Source organism: Streptomyces sp. NPDC090798 (assembly GCF_044768965.1).
In the GTDB taxonomy this organism is placed as follows: domain Bacteria; phylum Actinomycetota; class Actinomycetes; order Streptomycetales; family Streptomycetaceae; genus Streptomyces.
Map to the genome: position 1 here is coordinate 95,160 of NZ_JBIVXA010000009.1, position 21,502 is coordinate 116,661.

13 protein-coding genes are annotated in these 21,502 nt (G+C 71.2%); 9 read left to right on the forward strand and 4 right to left on the reverse strand.

Going from position 1 to position 21,502, the window contains the following annotated elements; genetic code table 11:
* Positions 1 to 48: 48 nt before the first annotated feature.
* Positions 49 to 1,056: an aldo/keto reductase gene (locus ACIQTP_RS20910; RefSeq protein ID WP_403401694.1), complete on the reverse strand. Its 1,008-nt coding sequence runs from the start codon at positions 1,054 to 1,056 to the stop codon at positions 49 to 51.
* A 76-nt stretch (positions 1,057 to 1,132) separates the two neighbouring features.
* Here ACIQTP_RS20910 and ACIQTP_RS20915 point away from each other — a divergent pair, with 76 nt between their 5' ends.
* From ACIQTP_RS20915 to serA, 6 genes are all read left to right on the forward strand, one after another.
* The gene (locus tag ACIQTP_RS20915; RefSeq protein ID WP_403401695.1) at positions 1,133 to 2,074 is read left to right on the forward strand and encodes a 2-hydroxyacid dehydrogenase; all 942 of its coding nucleotides are present in this window, start codon (positions 1,133 to 1,135) and stop codon (positions 2,072 to 2,074) included.
* A gap of 413 nt (positions 2,075 to 2,487) precedes the next feature.
* On the forward strand, positions 2,488 to 5,535 hold the full coding sequence (locus tag ACIQTP_RS20920) for a putative bifunctional diguanylate cyclase/phosphodiesterase (RefSeq protein ID WP_403401697.1): 3,048 nt from the start codon (positions 2,488 to 2,490) through the stop codon (positions 5,533 to 5,535).
* Between the two features lie 226 nt (positions 5,536 to 5,761).
* Positions 5,762 to 7,618, forward strand: coding sequence for an acetolactate synthase large subunit (locus tag ACIQTP_RS20925; protein ID WP_403401699.1), 1,857 nt, complete (start codon positions 5,762 to 5,764; stop codon positions 7,616 to 7,618).
* A 27-nt stretch (positions 7,619 to 7,645) separates the two neighbouring features.
* Positions 7,646 to 8,176: an acetolactate synthase small subunit gene (ilvN, locus tag ACIQTP_RS20930; RefSeq protein ID WP_054234575.1), complete on the forward strand. Its 531-nt coding sequence runs from the start codon at positions 7,646 to 7,648 to the stop codon at positions 8,174 to 8,176.
* Between the two features lie 115 nt (positions 8,177 to 8,291).
* Positions 8,292 to 9,290: a ketol-acid reductoisomerase gene (ilvC, locus tag ACIQTP_RS20935; protein WP_402045784.1), complete on the forward strand. Its 999-nt coding sequence runs from the start codon at positions 8,292 to 8,294 to the stop codon at positions 9,288 to 9,290.
* A gap of 326 nt (positions 9,291 to 9,616) precedes the next feature.
* Positions 9,617 to 11,206 (forward strand): phosphoglycerate dehydrogenase, encoded by a 1,590-nt coding sequence (serA, locus tag ACIQTP_RS20940; RefSeq protein ID WP_403401701.1) that lies wholly within the window; start codon positions 9,617 to 9,619, stop codon positions 11,204 to 11,206.
* 69 nt (positions 11,207 to 11,275) lie between these two features.
* Here serA and ACIQTP_RS20945 read toward each other — a convergent pair whose 3' ends face one another.
* Positions 11,276 to 14,242 (reverse strand): AAA family ATPase, encoded by a 2,967-nt coding sequence (locus ACIQTP_RS20945; protein ID WP_403401703.1) that lies wholly within the window; start codon positions 14,240 to 14,242, stop codon positions 11,276 to 11,278.
* A 327-nt stretch (positions 14,243 to 14,569) separates the two neighbouring features.
* Positions 14,570 to 16,135 carry an MFS transporter gene (locus ACIQTP_RS20950; protein ID WP_403401705.1) on the reverse strand — a complete coding sequence of 522 codons (1,566 nt, stop codon included), beginning with the start codon at positions 16,133 to 16,135 and terminating at the stop codon, positions 14,570 to 14,572.
* A 97-nt stretch (positions 16,136 to 16,232) separates the two neighbouring features.
* Here ACIQTP_RS20950 and ACIQTP_RS20955 point away from each other — a divergent pair, with 97 nt between their 5' ends.
* Entirely contained in the window at positions 16,233 to 16,820 is a 588-nt protein-coding gene (locus ACIQTP_RS20955) for a TetR/AcrR family transcriptional regulator (RefSeq protein WP_403401707.1), read from the forward strand.
* A 521-nt stretch (positions 16,821 to 17,341) separates the two neighbouring features.
* Here ACIQTP_RS20955 and ACIQTP_RS20960 read toward each other — a convergent pair.
* Positions 17,342 to 18,625 (reverse strand): PucR family transcriptional regulator, encoded by a 1,284-nt coding sequence (locus ACIQTP_RS20960; RefSeq protein WP_403401709.1) that lies wholly within the window; start codon positions 18,623 to 18,625, stop codon positions 17,342 to 17,344.
* Positions 18,626 to 18,788: 163 nt separating this feature from the next.
* Between ACIQTP_RS20960 and ACIQTP_RS20965 the strand changes: the two genes are divergently transcribed.
* Positions 18,789 to 19,715, forward strand: a complete 927-nt coding sequence (locus ACIQTP_RS20965) for a proline dehydrogenase family protein (RefSeq protein ID WP_403401711.1) — start codon at positions 18,789 to 18,791, stop codon at positions 19,713 to 19,715.
* Between the two features lie 49 nt (positions 19,716 to 19,764).
* Positions 19,765 to 21,405, forward strand: coding sequence for an L-glutamate gamma-semialdehyde dehydrogenase (gene pruA / locus ACIQTP_RS20970; RefSeq protein WP_403401713.1), 1,641 nt, complete (start codon positions 19,765 to 19,767; stop codon positions 21,403 to 21,405).
* The last annotated feature ends 97 nt before the right edge of the window (positions 21,406 to 21,502 follow it).

Genomic DNA, 21,502 nt, shown 5'->3' on the forward strand with positions numbered 1-21,502 from the left:
TCCCAAGGGTTCCCGAACCCGAGCACCCGGCCCCTCCGGAGCGGGGCCTCAGTCCCAGGACCCCCGTGCCCCCGGCAGCGCCGCCACCTCCGCCAGGTCCTCCGCCGTCAGCCGCAGCCCGGCCGCGCCCGCGTTCTCCGCGACCCACCGCTCCCGCTTGGCGCCCGGCACCGGGACCACGTGCCGCCCCTGGGCCAGCACCCAGGCCAGCGCCACCTGGGCCGGCGTGACCATGTTCCCGAGCCGGCCGTGGCGCCGGGCGATGCGCCGCAGCCCGACGACGATGGGCTGGTTCGCGGCCATCATCTCCGCGGTGAAGCGGGGGTGGCGGGCGCGCAGGTCATCGGGCTCGAACCCCTCGCCGGGGGTGAGCGTGCCGGTCAGGAAGCCGTTGCCGAGCGGCATCGCCGCCAGGAAGCCCACCCCGCGCGCCGCGCACCACGGCAGCAGCGTGTCCAGCGCCTCCGTCGACCACACCGACAGCTCCGCCTCCACCGCGCTGACCGGGAAGACCTGCTGCACCCGCTCCAGCTGCCGGATCGTTCCGTCGTGCAGCCGCGCCCCCGTACGACGGGCCGACCGGGCGCCCACCGCGCACAGTCCGAGCGAGCGCACCTTTCCGGCCGACACCAGGTCGGCCATCGCGCCCCACGTCTCCTCGACCGGTACCTCCGGGTCCGCGCGGTGCAGCTGGTACAGGTCGATCACATCGGTCTGGAGGCGGCGCAGCGACGCGTCGCACGCCCGCCTCACATAGCCGGGGCGCCCATTGGCCACGATGTGCTGCTCGCCCACCAGCAGCCCCACCTTCGTCGACACGAAGGCCTCGGAGCGCCGCTCCTTCAGCACCCGCCCCAGCAGCAGCTCATTGGTGAAGGGCCCGTACATGTCGGCCGTGTCGAGCAGCGTCGACCCCCGGTCGAGCGCCGCGTGCACCGCGCGCAGCGACTCCTCACCGCGCTGTCGCGAACCGGTGTACGCCCAGCTCATCGGCATGCACCCGAGCCCGATCGCCCCCACATCGAGCGTTGCCGCGCCGATCGTCCTGCGCTCCACCTGGCCCTGACCCTCCTTCTTCCGGCACCCCAACCTAGCCTCTGCGCGATCAGGTACCTGGCATAGCCTCCTGACCATGACTTCCGATGTGTGGCTTCCCCTTCACGCCGACGAGATCGAGGGCCTCCCCGAGGGCCTGAGCTACCGCTTCTGGGACGGCGACCAGGAGTTTCCCGCGGATCCCGCGGACTGCGAGTTCTACGTCGTCCCCTATATGAAGGCGCCCGGCGTCGGGCTGCGACCGCTGGCCGAAATGACCTCCCTGCGGGTCGTGCAGACGCTCTCCGCCGGAGTCGACCACGTTCTGCCGGGTGTGCAGTCCCTGCACCCGGGCGTGCAGTTGTGCAACGCACGCGGAGTGCACGAGGCGAGCACCGCCGAGCTCGCGCTCACGCTGATCCTCGCCTCGCTGCGGGGCGTCCCCGATTTCGTACGGGCGCAGGACAAGGGGGAGTGGCACTCCGGGTTCCATCCGGCGCTGGCCGACAAGTCCGTACTGATCGTGGGCTACGGCTCGATCGGGTCCGCGATCGAGGACCGGCTCGCGCCCTTCGAAGTAGCGCGGGTGGCGCGCGTCGCGCGCTCCGAGCGCACCACGGCGCGCGGTCCGGTGCATCCACTTACGGAACTGCCCGCCCTGCTCCCCGAGGCCGACATCGTGGTGCTCTCCACGCCCCTCACCGACAGCACACGGGGCCTGGTGAACGCCGAGTTCCTGGCCCGGATGAAGGACGGCGCGCTGCTGGTGAACATCGCCCGCGGGCCCGTCGTCGACACCAAGGCGCTGCTCGCCGAGCTGGACAGCGGGCGCCTCACCGCGGCCCTCGACGTCACCGACCCGGAGCCGCTGCCCCAGGGACATCCCTTGTGGCAGACGCCCGGCGTGCTCATCAGCCCCCATGTCGGCGGCCCCACCTCCGCGTTCCTGCCGCGCGCCAAGCGGCTTCTGACCGCGCAGTTGAATCGTTTCGTGAACCAGGAACCCCTGGGCAACGTGGTCCTTACGACGGGCGCGTAACCCTCCCCCGCTCTCGGCTCCGCTCGAGCGGGGACCCCATCGGACACCCTCCGCAGTGCGGCGAATGCGGGCGGTGCCCGAGCGACCGCTGATCGTCACGGAGCGTAGAGGAACTATGTCCCTGAGTGACGAGACTGGTGTATCGTCCCGACAGGGGCTGCGCCGCGCACCGTTCGGCGCCGGGGATGGACATTCGGACTGCGAGGGGGGCGACGGGCGATGCACGGCCTATGGACCAACGATCCGACGCGGCGGGACCGCCGACGACCCTGGCGCGCGGCGACGCGCAGACGCGGCCACGGCGGCCATGGTGGTCACGGTGCCCATCACCACCGCAGCCACAGCGGCCGCAGAAGGCATGCGCACCCAGCGCACACGGGCCAGCGGGACCCCGCGCGGACCGGGTGGGCCCGGTGAGCTCCCCCGGGGCGCTGCTGTCCCGTCGGCCGTTGTACGGCAGTGGGACGGGTCTGATTCCGCAACTGGTGCTGGCCCTCGTGTGCGCGGGATACGCCTTCGGGTCCGCGCTCGGCTGGGGTTGCGCCGGCCTCGCGCTGTTCATGGGCGACTTCGGGCTGAGCGCCGCCGCGGGCACCGCCGCGGTCTCCTGCTTCCTCTACGCCCGCAGCCGTCGCAGCCGCTTTCGACCCGCGTGGCTGCTGTTCGCGCTGTCCTCCACCATGGCCGCGCTGGGCAACGGAGTCTGGGGGTGGTACGAGGTCGTCCTCGACCGCCAGGTCCCGAGTCCCAGCTACGCCGATCTCTTCTTCCTCTGCTTCGCTCCGCCCGCCATCGTAGGACTGCTCGTGCTAGCCAAGAGGCCCGTGACCAGGGCGGGTTGGGTCTGCCTGGCGCTCGACTCCTGGCTGATCGGCGGTTCCCTGCTCACGCTGTCCTGGAGCCTCGCGCTCGCCCAGGCGGCGAAGTTCGACGGGCCGAGCGTCGCGCACACCGCGCTCTCGCTGGCGTACCCGCTGCTGGACATCGCCCTGGTCAGCATGGTGCTCGCGCTGCACTTCAGGCGCTCGTCGGTGAATCGCTCGGCGGTGAACACCGCGATCGGCGCGCTCGCCCTGACCGTGATGTGCGACGCCCTGTTCACCTCGCCCCTCCTGCACAACAACTACCACTCCGGGCAGCTCCTCGACGCGGGCTGGTTCGCCGGGTCACTGCTCCTCGCGTACGCCCCCTGGGTCGGCCCCCGATTCGGGCAGCCGACCGCCGACAGCCACAGCACGGACGAGCCCCGCGGGGAGGGGCACGCGCGCGTGGTGCACGAGCACATCCCGGGGCCCCGCCAGGGCGGACCCGGGATCACCGAGGGATCTCACGGATCTCAAGGGCCACAGGCGCCTCATGGGCCTCATGGGCCTCATGGGCCTCAAGGACCTCAAGGACCTCAGGACGGAGGCCACAACCGGTACCCGACCACCCGTCCGATCGCCGGGTCACTGGCCGCGCTCACGCCCTACCTGGCCGCCGCCGTGTGCACGCTGGGCATTCTCTACAACGTCCTGAACGGCCGCAGCGTCGACCGCGTCGTGCTCATCACCGCCGGGCTCGTCGTGCTCGCCCTCGTGGTGCGCCAGGGCATCATGCTGCTCGACAACATCACCCTCACCCAGGAGCTGGCCCAGCAGGAGAACCACTTCCGCTCCCTGGTGCAGGGCTCCAGCGACGTCATCATGATCGCCGCGCCGAACGGCATCCTGCGGTACGTCAGCCCCGCCGCCGCCGGGGTCTACGGCCGCAACGCCGAGGAGCTCGTCGGCTCCGAGCTCGCCTCCCTCATCCACCCCGAGGACCTGGGCTGTGTGGTGCACGAGGTGCGCCGCTTCCTGGCCGCCAGCCACCTCGAGGAGCCCACCACCCGCATCGAGTGCCGCTTCAAGTCCGGCGACGGCGGCTGGCTCAATGTGGAGTCCACCGTCAACCGACACCACGGCGGCCTCATCTTCAACAGCCGTGACGTGACCGAGCGGGTCCGGCTCCAGGCGCAGCTCCAGCACAACGCCGAACACGATCCGCTCACCGACCTGCCCAACCGCGCGCTGTTCACCCGGCGCGTCCAGCAGGCCCTGTCCGGCCGCCGCTCCACCGACCGCGGCGCCGCGCTGCGCGGCACCGCAGTCCTCTTCATCGACCTCGACGGCTTCAAGGCCGTCAACGACACGATCGGGCACCAGGCCGGCGACGAGCTCCTCGTCCAGGCCGCCCGCAGACTCCAGGACTCGGTGCGGCAGGGCGACACCGCCGCCCGCCTCGGCGGTGACGAGTTCGCGGCGCTCATCGTCGGCGACGGCAGCCGCGACCGGGGCGCGCGCGAGCAGCAGATCCTGGAGCTCGCCGACCGGCTGCGGATCAGGCTCTCCCAGCCGTACGCCATCGGCGGCAACGATGTCCGGGTCGCCGCGTCCATCGGCGTCGGCTTCGCCGAACCGGGTCTGGGCGCGGGCGAGCTGCTGCGCAACGCCGACCTCGCCATGTACCGGGCCAAGGCGGCCGGAAAGGGCCGCGTCGAGCTGTACGCGCCCCAGATGCAGCAGGACGTCGTACGGAAGGCGGAGCTGGCCACCCGACTGCGCTCCGCCCTCCAGGACGGCGAGTTCGCGCTGCTCCACCAGCCCGTGGTCTGCCTCGGGAACGGCCGGATCGCGACGGTCACCGCCCAGGCCCGCTGGCGCTCCTCCCAAGGGGTGCTCTTCACGCCGGCGGAGTTCCTGCGCGTCGCCGAGGACAGCGACAAGACCGCCGAGCTGGGCCGGTGGATGCTCGAGGAGGCGGTCGAGCAGGCCGCCGAGCGGGCCGCCGCGGGCGTCACGGTGCCCGTCGCCGTGCGGATGAGCGCCCGGCGTCTGCTGGACCGCTCGATGCCTCTCGGCTCCGTCGAGGCCCTGCTGACCCGGCACGGGCTCGCCTCCGGCTCCCTGATCGTCGAACTGGCCGACACCGACCCCCGGGTCTCCCTGGACGAGCTGGAACGGCGGCTGAACGCGCTGCGGCGGCTCGGCGTCCGGGTCGCCCTGGACGGATTCGGCAGTGGCTACGCGGCCATCACGACGCTCAGAAGGCTGCCCGTCGACGTACTGAAGCTCGACCGCGGCCTCGTCGAGGGAGTCGTCGAGTCCGCCCGGCTGCACAAGATCACCAGCGGGCTGCTGCGGATCGCCACCGACCTGGGGCTGCAGTCCGTGGCCGACGGGGTGGACCTGCCCGAGCAGGTCGTCGCCCTGCGCGCGATGGGCTGCACGCACGGACAGGGCATGGCCTTCTCCGGGCCGCTCGACGAGTACCGGCTGCGCAGAGCGCTGTCCTGCGGCCACTACCCGGTGCCGCACGGCCCGGCCGAGCCCGCGTTCGCGGGCGGCGGCGCGGGGGTGTATACGAGTGGTGTGCCCGCGGTATTCGGGGGCGGTACGACCCTCCGCTCACATAATGAGACTCCCGTCCCACCCACTTGACAGTCAGTGCGTGCCGGGGGGAGGGTCAATGCCATGCGCACCCGAATTCTCGTACTTGGAAAGCGCGTCGGCTGAAGCTGGTGACCACCGGACGGACCCGGAACACCCAGCGACCGCACCCGGCGCGCTCCCCTCGCTTGCCTCACGGCACGAGGGGTTTTTTGTTGCACAGGCACCAGTCGTACACCGCACAAAACTCGCAAAAACCCTCAGCATCGAGAAGAGAATGCCGATGACCGAGCAGGCCACCGGGGCCCATCACCCGCAGCCGCGGCCCCGTTCCGGAGGACAGCAGTCCGCCCCCGAGCACGTCACGGGAGCGCAGTCCCTCATCCGCTCGCTTGAGGAGGTCGGGGCCGAGACGGTATTCGGCATTCCCGGCGGCGCGATCCTTCCGGCGTACGACCCGCTGATGGACTCCACGCGTGTGCGGCACGTGCTCGTGCGCCACGAGCAGGGCGCGGGTCACGCGGCCACCGGCTACGCGCAGGCCACCGGCAAGGTCGGCGTCTGCATGGCGACCAGCGGCCCAGGTGCCACCAACCTGGTGACGCCGATCGCGGACGCGCACATGGACTCGGTGCCGCTCGTGGCGATCACCGGGCAGGTCGCGTCCAAGGCGATCGGTACGGACGCCTTCCAGGAGGCGGACATCGTCGGCATCACCATGCCGATCACCAAGCACAACTTCCTGGTGACCAAGGCCGAGGACATCCCGAAGACGATCGCGGAGGCCTTCCACATCGCCTCCACCGGCCGCCCGGGCCCCGTCCTGGTCGACATCGCCAAGGACGCCCTCCAGGCGCAGACCACCTTCCAGTGGCCGCCCACCCAGGACCTGCCCGGCTACCGCCCGGTGACCAAGCCGCACGCCAAGCAGATCCGCGAGGCCGCCAAGCTGATCACCCAGGCCAAGCGGCCCGTCCTCTACGTCGGCGGCGGCGTCCTCAAGGCCAAGGCCACCGCCGAGCTGAAGGTCCTCGCAGAACTCACCGGAGCGCCCGTCACCACCACCCTGATGGCGCTCGGCGCATTCCCCGACAGCCACCCGCTGCACGTGGGGATGCCGGGCATGCACGGTGCGGTCACCGCCGTCACCGCGCTGCAGAAGGCCGACCTGATCGTCGCCCTCGGAGCCCGCTTCGACGACCGCGTCACCGGCAAGCTGGACAGCTTCGCCCCGTACGCCAAGATCGTCCACGCCGACATCGACCCGGCCGAGATCGGCAAGAACCGCGCCGCGGACGTGCCGATCGTCGGTGACGCCCGCGAGGTCATCGCCGACCTGGTCCAGGCCGTGCAGAAGGAGCACAGCGAGGGCCACGCCGGCGACTACGCCGCCTGGTGGAAGGACCTCAACCGCTGGCGCGAGACCTACCCGCTCGGCTACGAGCAGCCGGACAACGGCTCCCTGTCGCCGCAGCAGGTCATCGAGCGCATCGGACAGCTCGCCCCCGAGGGCACCATCTTCGCGGCGGGCGTCGGCCAGCACCAGATGTGGGCCGCGCACTACGTCCAGTACGAGCAGCCCGCGACCTGGCTGAACTCCGGCGGCGCCGGAACGATGGGCTACGCGGTCCCGGCCGCGATGGGTGCCAAGGCCGGTCAGCCGGGCAGGACGGTCTGGGCGATCGACGGTGACGGCTGCTTCCAGATGACCAATCAGGAGCTCACCACCTGCGCCCTGAACAACATCCCGATCAAGGTCGCCATCATCAACAACGGCGCCCTCGGGATGGTCCGCCAGTGGCAGACCCTCTTCTACAACCAGCGCTACTCCAACACCGTGCTGCACTCCGGCCCGGACGCGGACGGCAAGCAGCCGAGCGCCGGCACCCGCGTCCCCGACTTCGTCAAGCTGTCGGAGGCCATGGGCTGCTACGCGATCCGCTGCGAGTCCCCCGAGGACCTCGACAAGGTCATCGCGGAGGCGAACTCGATCAACGACCGCCCCGTCGTGGTCGACTTCATCGTGCACGAGGACGCCATGGTGTGGCCGATGGTCGCCGCCGGCACCTCGAACGACGAGATCATGGCCGCCCGGGACGTCCGCCCCGACTTCGGCGACAACGAAGACGACTGAGACCGAGAGAGAGCCGAGTCCACCACCATGAGCACCAAGCACACCCTCTCCGTCCTCGTCGAGAACAAGCCGGGTGTCCTCGCCCGGATCACCGCCCTGTTCTCCCGTCGCGGCTTCAACATCGACTCGCTCGCCGTCGGTGTCACCGAGCACCCCGACATCTCGCGCATCACCATCGTGGTGAACGTGATCGAGGCGCTGCCGCTCGAACAGGTCACCAAGCAGCTCAACAAGCTCGTCAACGTGCTGAAGATCGTCGAACTGGAACCCGGCTCGGCGGTGCAGCGCGAACTCGTTCTGGTGAAAGTGCGCGCCGACAACGAGACGCGCTCCCAGATCGTCGAGATCGTCCAGCTGTTCCGCGCCAAGACCGTGGACGTCTCACCGGAGGCCGTCACCATCGAGGCCACCGGCGGCAGCGACAAGCTGGAGGCCATGCTCAAGATGCTCGAGCCGTTCGGCATCAAGGAGCTCGTCCAGTCCGGCACGATCGCGATCGGACGCGGGGCGCGTTCGATCACGGACCGCTCGCTGCGCGCGCTCGACCGATCAGCCTGATCCTTGGTAGGGGCGGTCGGTGATCACCGGCCGCCCGTATACCGAGACCCGAAAACTTCCCTCCCCCCGCCCGCCGTACGGTGGGACGCAACACCGCACACCAAGGAGAACCCCAGTGGCCGAGCTGTTCTACGACGACGACGCCGACCTGTCCATCATCCAGGGCCGCAAGGTCGCGGTCATCGGCTACGGCAGCCAGGGCCATGCCCACGCGCTGTCGCTGCGCGACTCGGGTGTGGACGTCCGCGTCGGTCTGCACGAGGGCTCCAAGTCCAAGGCCAAGGCCGAGGAGCAGGGCCTGCGCGTGGTGACGCCGTCGGAGGCCGCGGCCGAGGCCGACGTCATCATGATCCTGGTGCCGGACCCGATCCAGGCCCAGGTCTACGAGGAGTCCATCAAGGACAACCTGAAGGACGGCGACGCGCTGTTCTTCGGCCACGGTCTGAACATCCGCTTCGGCTTCATCAAGCCCCCGGCCGGTGTCGACGTCGCCATGGTCGCCCCCAAGGGCCCCGGTCACCTGGTGCGCCGCCAGTACGAGGAGGGTCGCGGCGTTCCCTGCATCGCGGCCGTCGAGCAGGACTCCACGGGCAGCGCCTTCCCGCTCGCCCTCTCCTACGCCAAGGGCATCGGCGGCACCCGCGCGGGCGTCATCAAGACGACCTTCACGGAGGAGACCGAGACCGACCTGTTCGGTGAGCAGGCCGTTCTCTGCGGTGGCACCGCGGCGCTGGTCAAGGCGGGCTTCGAGACGCTGACCGAGGCCGGCTACCAGCCGGAGATCGCGTACTTCGAGTGCCTTCACGAGCTGAAGCTCATCGTCGACCTCATGTACGAGGGCGGCCTGGAGAAGATGCGCTGGTCGGTCTCCGAGACCGCCGAGTGGGGCGACTACGTCACCGGCCCGCGGATCATCACGGACGCCACCAAGGCCGAGATGAAGAAGGTCCTCGCGGAGATCCAGGACGGCACCTTCGCCAAGAACTGGATGGAGGAGTACCACTCCGGCCTGAAGAAGTACAACGAGTACAAGACGCAGGACGAGAACAGCCTCCTGGAGACCACCGGCAGGGAGCTCCGCAAGCTCATGTCGTGGGTCAACGACGAGGCGTAAGCCGTACGGCCGAGGGGCCGGAGCATCCGCTCCGGCCCCTTCGGCCAACCCTGGGTAACGCCCGTGAGCGCGACGTTGTCCACCCCGTCCAGCCACGGACGGGTGATCCTTCCACGGAGGCGCAAGAAGGCCCCCGTAGCGGCACTACACTGCTGCACAACATACGCGTCAGGCCCACAGCGTCGTGCGTCTTCCACGCGGCTCAAGCGACCCCGAAGAAGTGAAGGCACGCCCCACGCCGCCCGGAACTTCACCGAGGCCGCGACAACCCTCCACCGCCTGCGGCCGTCGGGACGGCCGTCCGCATTGGACTTGTGAGGACTCACGTGAGCTCGAAACCTGTCGTACTCATCGCTGAAGAGCTGTCGCCCGCGACCGTCGACGCCCTGGGCCCGGACTTCGAGATCCGGCACGCGAACGGCGCGGACCGCGCCGAGCTGCTGCCCGCGATCGCCGACGTCGACGCGATCCTGATCCGTTCGGCCACCAAGGTCGACGCGGAGGCCGTCGCCGTCGCGAAGAAGCTCAAGGTCGTCGCACGAGCCGGCGTCGGCCTGGACAACGTCGACGTCTCCGCCGCCACCAAGGCCGGCGTGATGGTCGTCAACGCCCCCACCTCGAACATCGTGACCGCGGCCGAGCTGGCCTGCGGCCTCCTGCTCGCCACCGCGCGCCACATCCCGCAGGCCAACTCGGCGCTGAAGAACGGCGAGTGGAAGCGCTCGAAGTACACCGGCGTCGAGCTCGCCGAGAAGACCCTCGGTGTCGTCGGCCTCGGCCGCATCGGCGCGCTGGTCGCCCAGCGCATGTCCGCGTTCGGCATGAAGGTCGTCGCCTACGACCCCTACGTCCAGCCTGCCCGGGCCGCGCAGATGGGCGTCAAGGTCCTCTCCCTCGACGAACTGCTCGAGGTCTCGGACTTCATCACCGTGCACCTGCCCAAGACCCCCGAGACGGTCGGTCTCATCGGCGACGAGGCGCTGCACAAGGTCAAGCCGTCGGTGCGGATCGTCAACGCCGCGCGCGGCGGGATCGTCGACGAGGAGGCGCTGTTCTCGGCGCTCAAGGAGGGCCGCGTCGCCGGTGCCGGCCTCGACGTGTACGCGAAGGAGCCCTGCACGGACTCCCCGCTCTTCGAGCTCGACCAGGTCGTCTGCACCCCGCACCTCGGCGCCTCCACGGACGAGGCGCAGGAGAAGGCCGGTGTCTCCGTCGCCCGCTCGGTGCGCCTCGCCCTCGCCGGTGAGCTCGTCCCGGACGCGGTGAACGTGCAGGGCGGTGTCATCGCCGAGGACGTCAAGCCCGGTCTGCCGCTCGCCGAGAAGCTCGGCCGCATCTTCACCGCCCTCGCGGGCGAGGTCGCGGTCCGTCTCGACGTCGAGGTGTACGGCGAGATCACCCAGCACGACGTCAAGGTGCTCGAACTCTCCGCGCTCAAGGGCGTGTTCGAGGACGTCGTCGACGAGACGGTGTCGTACGTCAACGCCCCGCTGTTCGCGCAGGAGCGCGGCGTCGAGGTCCGGCTGACCACGAGCTCGGAGTCCCCCGACCACCGCAACGTGGTCACCGTGCGCGGCACGCTCGGCGACGGCCAGGAGGTCTCGGTCTCCGGCACGCTGGCCGGCCCCAAGCACCTGCAGAAGATCGTCGCCGTCGGCGAGTACGACGTGGACCTCGCGCTCGCCGCGCACATGGTCGTGCTGAGCTACGAGGACCGTCCCGGCGTGGTCGGCACCGTCGGCCGCATCCTCGGCGAGGCGGGCATCAACATCGCGGGCATGCAGGTCGCGCGTGCCGCCGCGGGCGGCGAGGCCCTCGCGGTCCTCACCGTCGACGACACGGTCCCGCAGAACGTGCTGGGCGACGTGGCCGAGGAGATCGGCGCCACCTCGGCCCGCTCGGTGAACCTCGTCTGACCTTCGCAGTATGCGGGCCGGGGCCCGGTCACCTGGGGTGACCGGGCCCCGGTCATGCGCGGGGGCCGGTCATCGGCGAGGGTCCCGGGGCGACTCGACCAGCCCCTCCCGGTAGGCGATGGCCACGGCCTCGGTGCGGCTCGCGGCGCCCAGCTTGGCCAGGATGTTGGAGACGTGCACGCTCGCCGTCTTCCCCGTGATGAACAGCTCCTCGCCGATCTGACGGTTGGTGCGACCGCGCGCCAGCAGCTCCAGGACGTCGCTCTCACGGGCGGTCAGCGCCGGGACACGGTCCGCGGCGGACGGTGGGCCGGCGAGACGACCGCGCCGGATCAGGGTGTCCAGCTGCTCGCGCAGCGGTACGGCGCCGAGCCGGACGGCGGTGTCGCGCGCCGCGCGGGCCCGCTCGGCGGCCTCCTCCCGACGGTCCGCCACGAGCAGTGCCTCGGCCAGCCGCCTTGCGCAGCGGGCCAGCTCATAGGGATCGCCGTAGTCGAACGCGGCGACCGCCTTCTCCCAGGCGGCCACATCGGGACCCGAGTGCGCGCGCAGCCACTCCGCCTCGGCGCGGGCGAGCCAGGCCAGCCCCTCCGGTCCCTGCCGCGACCCGTCCTCCCCCTTCGCGGCCGTACTCCGGGCCATCTCCACCAGCTCGGTCGCGATGTCCGCCCAGCGCCGGGCGCCCGCTTCGTCGCCGGACGGACGCAGCTCGACGGCGGCGTCCGCGACCGCCGACAGAGCCAGCGCCGCGAGCCGCACACCGATGTCCGGCCGCCCGCCGCCGGAACCGTCGCTGAGCGCCGCGAGCGTCGCGCGTACGCAGGCGACGGCACCCTCGGGGTCACCGCGCAGGGCGGCGGCGTCGGTCAGCACGATGCCCGCCACGAGCGTGGCCATCCAGTCGAACGGCCCGTCGAGCAGCGCGCGGGCACGCTCGGCGGCCCCCTCCTCGCCGCGCGCCAGGGCGACGTACAACGCGGGCCCGACGGCGAAGCCGCCCGCCGGTGGCAGCCGTTCGGCGTCGACGGCGGCCGCCCGCGCGCACTCGTCCCAGCGGCCCAGGGTGTAGAGGATCAGGGACTGGAGGTAGCGCAGCTCCAGTGCGTACGGGGAGGAGACGAGCCCGGAGCGGTTCGCCCACTCGAGTCCTTCGGCGAGCCAGGCCAGGCACTCGTCCACGGCCCCGGACTCGTAGGCCCCGATGGCGAGGTTGAAGAGGGCGCGCATCTCGACGGAGACATTGCCGGCGCGCCGGGCCAGGTCACGGGCCTGCCGAAGCCGGTCCCGGCCCTCGGCCGTACGCCGGTTGCGGTCTTCAAGACCGACCAGGGAGATGATCAAGTCGGCCTGGGCGTCGGCGAGTCGGAGCTCCTCGGCGGTGCGCAACGCCTGTCGGCCGACGCGCTCGGCGTCCTCGTCGTGGCCCATGTACCGCGCGGCCATGACATGGGTGGCCGCCGCCCACACCCAGGTGTGCGACGGGGGTTCGGCCGGGATCATGGCCAGTGCCTCGCTGCTGTAGGTGAAGGCGGCCTTCAGACTGTCGACGCGCATCAGATTGCCCGCGAGGGTGTAGCGGACGCGGGCGGCGAGCTCCGAGTCCGCGTCCGACCCCGCCCTGGCGAGTGCGGCGCGGGTGAGGGAGACCGCCCGGTGGGTCGCCCCGGCGTGCGCGGCGGCAGCGGAGGCGCGCAGGGTGAGCGTGACCGGGTCGCCGTCCCGGGGGCGGGCGCCGGGGTCCACCGCGGGCCACAGTTCGAGCGCGGCCTCCACGTGGTGCAGCTCCTCGGCGGGCGCGCCGACCCGCTGGGCGTGGTCGGCGGCTTCCAGCGAGGCGGTCAGCGCGTCCGCGAGATCGTGGCTCTCCCGCGAGTGGTGGGCGCGCTCGGCCGCGCTCTCCGCCGTGTGGCCGCGCCCGGCGAGGAGCTTGGCGAACGCGCCGTGCAGCCGGACCCGCTCGCCGGGCAGCAGATCGGCGTAGACGGCCTCGCGGGTGAGGGCGTGCCGGAAGGAGTACGTGGCGTCGTCGCCGGGGACCAGCAGCTGCCGTCCTACGGCCTCCCGCAGCGCCGACTCCAGCTCGTCCTCGGGCAGTTGTACGGCGTCACGCAGCAGGTCGTGCTCGACGCGCCGCCCGGCGACCGCGGCCGTGCGCAGCACCTGCTGGGCGGTGTCGGAGAGTTGCTCGATCCGGATGAGGAGGAGGTCGGCGAGGCCGCTCGGCATGGCGGGCGCCGCCGGGTCGAGGTCGCCGGGCAGCGCGGCGAGCAGCTCCTCGGCGTAGAAGGCGTTGCCCTCGGCGCGGTCGACGATGCGGCGGACGGTGGTGTCGGAGAGGGCCTCCGTCCGCAGGGCGCGCACCAGGCGGGCCACTTCGGCGTCGGCCATGGGGCGCAGTTCGAGCCGGTCCACGGAGGGCAGCCGGGCCAGCTCGGCGAGCAGGGGGCGCAGGGGGTGGCGGCGGTGCAGGTCGTCCGCGCGGTACGAGGCGAAGAGGGCGAGGCGGTGGGTGGGGGAGCCGGGGGTCGGATTCTGCAGGACGCCTCGGCTGAGGAGGAAGCGCAGGAGGTCCCTCGATGACTGGTCCGCCCAGTGGAGGTCTTCGAGGACCAGGAGGAGGGGGGTGATGTCGGCGGCGTCCGCCAGCAGGCCGGCCACGCCCTCGAAGAGCCGCAGCCGGCTGCCGGTGTCCGTGTCCGTCCCGCTGCCGGAGCCCAGCAGGCGGTCGACGGCCGGGTGTGCCGCGAGGGCGGCGGCGAACCGCTCGTCCGCGCCGAGTACGCCGAGGATCTCCGTGAACGGCAGATAGGGCAGGCCCACGTCGCCGAGGTCCACGCAGTGGCCGGTGAGCACCGTCATGCCGGTGCGTGTGGCGTGTGCGGCGGCCTCCGTCAGGACGCGGGTCTTGCCGACGCCGGCGTCTCCGGAGAGCACGACGGCGTGGGGGGTGCCTTCGCGGGCGCGGTCCAGCACGCCGGTGAGCCGGGCGAGTTCGCCGTCCCGGCCGATGAACGGCGTACCGAATGTCTGTGCCACGCCGCCCATCCTGACACGCACCACCGACAACGCACCGCCCGTCGCGTGGGTGGGGTTCGCCCTTCGACCTTGTCCTCAAGCCCGGCGCTCCGGCGCCGGTCGAGGCTACGAGGGTCACGAGAAACCACGCGACCAGCCCCGCCCGAGGGGCGCGGGGAACTACGCGACGAGCCCCCACCGTCCCGCAGGCAATGCACTACGGGTGGGCGGGGTTTCGGGGCGCAGCCCCGCCCGAGGGGCGCGGGGAACTGCGCGACCAGCCCCCACCCACCCGCAGTTGAAGATCACAGCCGGGGTTCCAAGGGCGTAGCCCTGGTGGGGGCGGTTTCAGACGGAAGCCTGTTCAGGGTGTGGGGCCGCGGCCCCGACCCCCCGCACCCGCACCCGCCGCAACGTCACAGACGCCAACACCGCCGCCCCCAACAACAGCACCGCCCCCGCGATCGCCGCCGCCTGCATCCCACTGGTGAACGCCTCCCGCGCGGCCCGCACCAGCGCGTCCCCCGCGTCGCCCGGCAACTGGTGGGCGATGGCCAGCGCCCCGCCGAGGGTGTCCTGGGCCGGCGCCGGGGCGCCGGACGGAATCTCGTGGCGGTAGACGGCCGTACCGATGGAGCCGAGGACCGCCATACCGAGCGCCCCGCCGAACTCGGCACCCGTCTCCAGCAGCGAGGACGCGGCGCCCGCGTTGCCGACGGGCACGGTGCCCAGCGCCAGATCCATCATCTGGGACATCACGGTGACGATCCCCGAGGCGAGGACCCCGGCACCGCCGAGGACCAGCCACATCGAGTCGGTCCCGGTGAGGGCCAGCAGCCCGTATCCGCACGCGGCGAGGACGAAGCCGCCGGAGACGACGTGGGCGCGGTGGACGCCCTTTTGCACCAGTTGCGCGGCGACCGGCGCGGCGACCCCGACCAGGACCGTCGGCAGCAGTGACCACAGCGCGGCCTCCATGGAGCTCTTGCCGAGCACGGACTGCAGGTACTGCGTGGTGAAGTACGCCGACCCCATCATCCCGAACGCGGAGACCAGGTTGAGCACGACGGCGGCCGCGAAGCCCCGGCCCCGGAACAACTCGGGGGAGATCAGCGGGGACTTGGCGGTGCGCTGCCGCTGGACGAAGAGCGCGGCGAAGACGAGACCGACGACGATCGAGGCGCCGTACTCGAACTTCCAGCCCTCGGACGGGATTTCCTTCACGCCGTAGATGACGGGCAGCACGGCGGCCATCGACAGCGGCACGCTGAGCAGGTCGAAACGGCCCGGTTCCGGGTTCTTGGACTCGGGGAGCAGGACGGGGCCGAGTACCAGCAGCAGCACCATCGCGGGCAGGTTGACGAGGAAGACCGAGCCCCACCAGAAGTACTCGACGAGGACACCGCTCATCACCGAACCGAGCGCGATGCCGCTGGTCATGACGCCGGACCACAGGCCGATCGCCTTCGCGCGCTGCCCGGGGTCGGTGAACATCGTGCGGATGATCGCCATCGTCGACGGCATGAGGGTGGCGCCACCGATGCCGAGTACCGCGCGGGCCGCGATCAGCATCTCGGCGCTGTCGGCGTAGGCGGCCATGACCGAGGCCGTGCCGAAGGCGGCGGCGCCGAGGAGGAGGAGCTTGCGGCGGCCTATGCGGTCGCCGAGCGAGCCCATCGTCATCAGCAGTCCGGCGAGCACGAACGCGTAGATGTCGAAGATCCACAGCTGCTGGGTGCCGCTCGGCTCCAGGTCCGCGCTGATCGCGGGGATCGCGAAGTACAGGACCGAGACGTCCATCGAGACCAGGAGCAGCGGAAGCATCAGGACGCCGAGGGCGGTCCATTCGCGGCGGCCGGCGAGGCCTCCGCCGGGTGCGGGGGTGGTGCTCGTCGAGTGCTTCGAGTTCGTCATGACGGGGACTGTACGGACGTCTTAAACGGTTGTCTAGTACGTTTGTTTAGAACGAGCGTCTGGGACGGTTGTCTGTATCGGGAGTACGCTGACCGGCATGGGACACCGTGAGGATCTGCTCGAAGGCGCCAAGCGCTGCCTGTTGGAGAAGGGGTTCGTGCGCACCACCGCGCGCGACATCGTGAAGGAGTCCGGGACGAACCTGGCGTCCATCGGCTACCACTACGGGTCGAAGGACGCGCTCCTGACCCAGGCCTTCGTGGAGCTCGTGCAGGACTGGGGCGAGAAGTTCGCCCTCCACCAGGGGCGCGAGGACGCGCCCGGGGGGTCCGTGGAGCGGTTCCACGACGTGTGGGCGCGGATGCTGGAGTCCTTCGAGGACTTCAAGCCCGTGTGGGCGGCCAGCATGGAGATCGTGACGCAGGGGGAGCGGGTGCCGCAGCTGCGGGACCTCATGGCGAAGGCGCAGATCGAGGGACGGTCCGGGCTCGTCGCGATGCTCACGGGTCTGGACGAGGAGACGCTCGACGAGCGCACCGTCCAGTCCCTCGGCGGCTTCTACCAGGCGCTGCTCAACGGTCTGATGGTGCAGTGGCTCTTCGACCCGGCGAGCGCCTCCACGGCGGACGACCTCACGGAGGGGCTGCGACGGGTGATCGAGGGGGCGGCCGGCTCACGGGGCTGAGACGTCACCCGGCGCGCAGCGGGAGCGAGGCTCGCGCATCGCGGTACGCCGGGATGAGCGAAGAGCGCGACCCCGGTGAGGACCGCGACGGGACCGCCGGTCACCGCCGTGGCGGCGCATGCGCACGACGTGCGCGGCGCGGCGTACGGCCCTGGTCATGGCCCTCGCCGCACACGCCCCGGAGGCCCGGCTGACGGGTCTCGCGGCCGGGTTCCACCAGTAGCCGTACTCCCGTTTGGCCTTGGGCACGTACATCTCGTTGCGGAAGGCGAAGCCCCACCTTCGTTCGGTCTGGCGCCGGTCGCCCACGAGGTTGCCGAAGGGGGAGGGCAGCGTGGCGCGCCCGCTCCGAGCCACTGCCGTGACAGAGCGAGCCGACGCGCCTCCGCCTGACCGATGGTCACCTTCTGCTGAGATGTGGATATTCCGGGTCCCCCTACTCCTTGCGCGGCGCACCGTCGCCCGAGCCCGCGGCGAGCGTTTCGACGGCACACCCCACGGCTGATCGCCGCGCGCGGGCATCACAGTCGCGCCCCCTTCAACGCCATGTGCAGCAGCAGGCGGTCCTCGCCGTCGTCCAGGTCGAGGCCGGTCAGCTGCTCGACGCGGGACAGGCGGTAGTAGAGGGTCTGCCGGTGGATGCCCAACTCCCCCGCCGTACGCCCCGCCTGGCCCGCGCAGTCCAGGAACACCTCGGCGGTGCGGGCGAGTTCGCGGTGCGCGGGGGAGAGGAGGGTGCGGACGGCCGGGTCGCGGGCCGCCTCCGGGGGCAGGGCCGTGAGGAGGCGGAACGGGCCGATGGAGGCCCACTCGGCCACCGGACCGAGGCGGGGCTCCGCGAGGACCGCGCGGGCGGCGGCGGACGCCTCCTGCCAGGCCGCCCCCAGTTCGGCGAGGCCCACCCGGGCCCCGGCGACTCCGGCGGCCACGGTCGTCCCGGCACCCTTCGCCGCTGCCTGCCCGCCCCCGCGCTCCCCGTCCGCCTCCCGTACGAAGCGTGTCGCCGCCGTGAGCGCCGGAGTCAGTACGTCCGCCGAGCGCAGGCGTACGAGGAGGGCCAGGCTCTGGCCGGTGGCCCCCCACGGCACCGTGCACAGCGCGGTCGCGCCCGGCACCGTACGGACCGAAGGGGCGTCGTCCGGGTCGGCGGAGGGCCAGGGCGCGACGCACACCACCGCGTGCAGGCCGTCGCCGCGCGGGCCGAGAGCGGTGCGCAGCTCGGCCACCGCCATGTCCCGCTGCCAGCCGCGCTCGGCGGTGAGGACCGCGCGCAGCTCGCGGGTGAGGTCCGCGCCCGCCTGCGCCTCGTCCGCGAGCAGGTCGCCGATGCGGGCGGCGACCTCCATCGCCGCGGAGAGCTGCGCCTCGGACGGGCCGGGGTCGTCCTCCAGCAGCCAGACGTAGCCGAGGACGACACCCCGATGGCGTACCGGCAGGCAGATCCGGCCCCGGTACACGCCCGCCTCCGGGGTGGGCGGGATGTGCACGGGGGCCGTCGCGCGTGTGATGCCGAAGCCCTCGAACCAGGTACGGACCGCCGTCGTGGAGCGGCGGGTGAGGATCGAGCGGGTCCGTACGGGGTCCAGGGCCGACGGGTCGAGCTCGCCCTCGCTGTCGTAGGCGCCGAAGGCGATCAGCTCGAAGTCCCGGTTCTCCAGCGTCGCGGGCACACCGAGGAGCGCCGAGATCTCGTCGACCAGCTCCTGATAGCCGCCGTGGTCGCCACGGTGATCTCGGTGCTCCCGGTGATCCCGGGGCTCTCTGTGATCCCTGTGTTCGTCGCTCACCCGGGCATTCTCCCGCAATTCCGCAGCCCTTCATACATCTGTCTGAGATCCAGGGCACGGATGCGTGACAGCTGTCGATGGCTCAGGATCGGAGGGATCCTTAGGTTTCACGGTGGTTCTCCGTGCCGTACCCGAATGGTCGGGATACGGCCTTCTGCTCGCCTTGTTGTGGAGGTGCCCCGTGCTGGGTCCCGTGATTCTCGCCGCGTCGCGCAGCGACCGGATGCGCCGTTTCGTGTCGGCGGCCCCCGGCACCAAGCAGGTCGTCGCCCGCTTCATCGCCGGTGAGAGCGTCGACCAGGTCGTTCCGGTCGTCCAGGACGCCGTCGCCAAGGGGTTGGAAGTCACCCTCGACGTCGTCGGCGAGGACATCACCACCCGCGAGCAGGCCTTCGCCGCCCGGGACGCGTACCTGGAGCTCATCGAGCACCTGAAGGAGCTGGACCTCGGCACCAAGGCCGAGATGTCGATCAAGCTGTCGATGTTCGGCCAGGCGCTGGAGGGCGGCCACGAGCTGGCCCTCGCTAACGTGCGCCCCGTCGTCGAGGCCGCCGCCGCCATCGGCACCACCGTCACCCTGGACGCCGAGGACCACACCACCCTCGACTCGATGTTCGCCATCCACGAGGAGCTGCGGAAGGACTTCCCGGGGACCGGCTGCGTCATCCAGGCCTACCTGTACCGCACCGAGGCCGACGCCCGCCGCCTCGCCGCGAGCGGCAGCCGCGTCCGCCTGGTGAAGGGCGCCTACAAGGAGCCCGCCGAGGTCGCCTACCAGGACAAGGCCGAGACCGACAAGGCGTACGTCCGCGTCCTGCGCATCCTCATGGAGGGCGAGGGGTACCCGATGATCGGGTCCCACGACCCGCGCCTCATCTCCATCGCGCAGGAACTGGCGCGCAAGGCCGGGCGCAAGCTGGACGAGTACGAGTTCCAGATGCTGTACGGCATCCGCGGCGAGGAGCACCTGCGGCTCGCCGCCGAGGGCCACCGCATGCGGGTGTACACCGCGTACGGCACCGACTGGTACGGCTACTTCATGCGCCGCCTCGCCGAGAAGCCGGCCAACCTCCTCTTCTTCGTTCGCAGCATTCTGACCAAGGGCTGAACCACGGGCCGAGCCCGAACCACCCGCTCATAAAGGAGTTACGGAAACCATGGACGCTGTGACCCAGGTCCCCACCCCCGTCAACGAGCCGGTGCACGGCTACGCCCCCGGTTCGCCCGAGCGCGCCCGCCTGGAGGCCAAGCTCAAGGAGCTGGCGGAGAACCCGATCGAGCTGCCGATGACCATCGGCGGCGAGAAGCGGCTCGGCGGCGGTGAGCGCTTCGAGGTCGTGCAGCCGCACAACCACAAGGCCGTCATCGGCACCGGCGCGCACGCCACCCAGCAGGACGCGCAGGACGCCATCGACGCGGCCCTCGCCGCCGCGCCGGCCTGGCGCGCGATGTCCTTCGACGACCGCGCCGCGATCATCCTGCGCGCCGCCGAGCTGCTGGCCGGCCCCTGGCGCGAGACGCTGGCCGCCTCCACCATGCTCGGCCAGTCGAAGACCGCCCAGCAGGCCGAGATCGACTGCCCCTGCGAGCTCGTCGACTTCTGGCGCTTCAACGTCGCCTACGCCCGCCAGATCCTCGCCGAGCAGCCCCCGGCCAACTCGCCGGGCGTCTGGAACCGCCTCGACCACCGCCCGCTCGAAGGCTTCGTCTACGCGATCACGCCGTTCAACTTCTCGGCGATCGCGGGCAACCTGCCGACCGCGCCCGCGCTGATGGGCAACGTCGTCGTCTGGAAGCCGTCCCCGACGCAGACCCACGCCGCCGTGCTGCTCATGCGGCTCCTGGAGGAGGCCGGTCTCCCCAAGGGCGTCATCAACCTCGTCACCGGAGACGGCATCGAGGTCTCCAAGGTCGCCCTGGAGCACCGCGATCTCGCGGGCATCCACTTCACCGGGTCGACCAAGACCTTCCAGTACCTGTGGAAGACGGTCGGCAACAACATCGAGAAGTACCGCTCGTACCCGCGCCTGGTCGGCGAGACCGGCGGCAAGGACTTCCTGGTCGCGCACCCCAGCGCCGACCGCGCGGTCCTGAAGACCGCCCTGACCCGTGGTGCCTTCGAGTACCAGGGCCAGAAGTGCTCGGCCACCTCCCGCGCGTACATCCCGGCGTCCATCTGGAACTCCGGGTTCAAGGAGGAGTTCGCGGCCGAGGTCGACTACCTGACCATGGGTGACGTCACCGACCTCGCGAACTTCGTGGGCGCGGTCATCGACGAGCGCGCGTTCGCCAAGAACAAGGCGGCGATCGACCGGGCGAAGACCGACCCGACCTGCACGATCGTCGCGGGCGGCTCGTACGACGACTCGGTCGGCTACTTCGTGCGCCCGACCGTCGTGGAGTGCTCCGACCCGGAGAACGAGGTCTTCAAGACGGAGTACTTCGGCCCGTTCCTCGCCGTGCACGTGTACGACGACAGCTCGGCCGAGAGCTACGACGAGATGCTGACCCAGATGGAGTCGGCGTCCGACTACGCGCTGACCGGCTCGGTCGTCTCGGGCGACCGTGCGGCCGCCGCGTACACGATGGAGAAGCTCCGCTACGCCGCGGGCAACTTCTACATCAACGACAAGTCGACCGGCGCGGTCGTCGGCCAGCAGCCCTTCGGCGGCGGCCGTTCCTCCGGCACCAACGACAAGGCGGGCGCCCCGCAGAACCTGATGCGCTGGACGCTGACCCGCGCCATCAAGGAGACGCTGGTCCCGCCGACCGACTACACGTACCCGCACATGGGCTGATCAGCCCTTCCGAACCCGGGCCGGGAAGCCCGACCTCCGAGCGGGCTTCCCGGCCCGTCTCCATGTCCGGGTGTCTCGGGCGTCTCCGGGCAGAATC